General features: G+C 50.3%; 1 protein-coding gene. It reads left to right on the plus strand.

What is annotated here, in order from left to right:
- Positions 1–54: 54 nt before the first annotated feature.
- Entirely contained in the window at positions 55–1,437 is a 1,383-nt protein-coding gene (locus AEA42_RS05470; RefSeq protein WP_082389609.1) for an IS4-like element ISUnCu8 family transposase, read from the plus strand.
- The last annotated feature ends 11 nt before the right edge of the window (positions 1,438–1,448 follow it).

Raw genomic sequence — 1,448 nt, forward strand, 5'->3', positions numbered from 1 at the left:
CATTGTGATCAGATCGTCTAGGGCTAAATATTCGAGGCGATTATGATGAAGATGATGGATCCAGAGCAGTGGGCGCAATGTCAATTTGGGCACGCAAACCTCAACGACCCAAGACGTACACAAAGACTTGTTTCACTGGCTACCTCAATTACCCAACAACCCGGAGTTGCCGTGTCCAAACTTCCCTTATCCCCCGCTGAGATGGAAGGGGCCTACCGATTTATCCGCAATGAGAATATTCAAGCCAGTGATATTGCTGAAGCGGGTTTTCAAGCCACCGCGCAGCAAGCTCGAGAGCATGACATCTTGTTAGCACTAGAGGATACCACCTCGCTGACTTACAAGCATGACAGTGTCAGGGAGGAGTTAGGTCATACCAATCAAGGGGATAAAAACCGTGCCATTCTGGCGCATTCAATCTTGCTGTTTTCACCGCAAAGCCAGCAAGTCGTTGGGCTGATTGAGCAACAGCGTTGGACGCGGGATATCACTAAGCGCGGGCAACGCCGCCAACATGCTACTCGCCCTTACGAGGAAAAAGAGAGCTACAAATGGGAACAAGCCTCCGCCAATATGTCTGCCCGTTTAGGCGAGCATATCAACAAGGTGATTTCCGTCTGTGACCGTGAGGCTGATTTGTTTGAATATCTGACCTATAAAACCCAGCACCAACAGCGCTTTGTCGTCCGCTCGATGCAGAGCCGATGCATTCAAGAGCATGCACACAAACTCTATGACTACTCGAACACATTACCGCTTGCAGCGACGAAATCTCTCCTCATTCCTCAGAAAGGCGGAAGGAAAGCCCGGGCGGTGACGCTGGAAATGAGATATGCCCGAGTGACCCTCAAAGCCCCAGCCAACAAACGCACTCTGGCAGATATCCCTCTGTATTACGTCAGTGTCGTAGAGCAAAGTCATCGTGAAGAAAAACTGGCATGGCACTTACTCACCTCCGAATCTATCACATGCTCGAAGGAGGCACTGGAGGTTGTCGGCTATTACGAGCGCCGTTGGTTGATTGAAGATTACCACAAGGTATGGAAAAGCAGTGGCACCGCGGTGGAAGAGCTGAGAATGCAGTGCCGTGAGAACCTGGAGCGTATGAGTGTGATACTGGCTTTTATCGCCACACGCTTACTCCAGCTTCGCTTTATGAAGGTATCCAAAGCGGAAGTGGCAGCACAATGTTGTGAAACGCTATTGGGTCAGAAAGCGTGGAAATTACTTTGGCTGAAAATGGAGGGACGTCCGTTACCTCAACAGGCACCCGATATGCAGTGGGCGTACGAGCGTCTGGCCAGATTAGGGGGTTGGAAAGATACCAAGCGGACAGGTCGAGCTTGTGTAGAGGTATTGTGGGAAGGATGGTTTAGGTTACAAACCATCCTTGAGGGTTACGAATTGGCCATGTCTCTCAATCACGAAGACTTGTGATCAAGAGACAG

The sequence above is a fragment of the Shewanella sp. Sh95 genome, assembly GCF_001308045.1.
In the GTDB taxonomy this organism is placed as follows: domain Bacteria; phylum Pseudomonadota; class Gammaproteobacteria; order Enterobacterales; family Shewanellaceae; genus Shewanella; species Shewanella xiamenensis.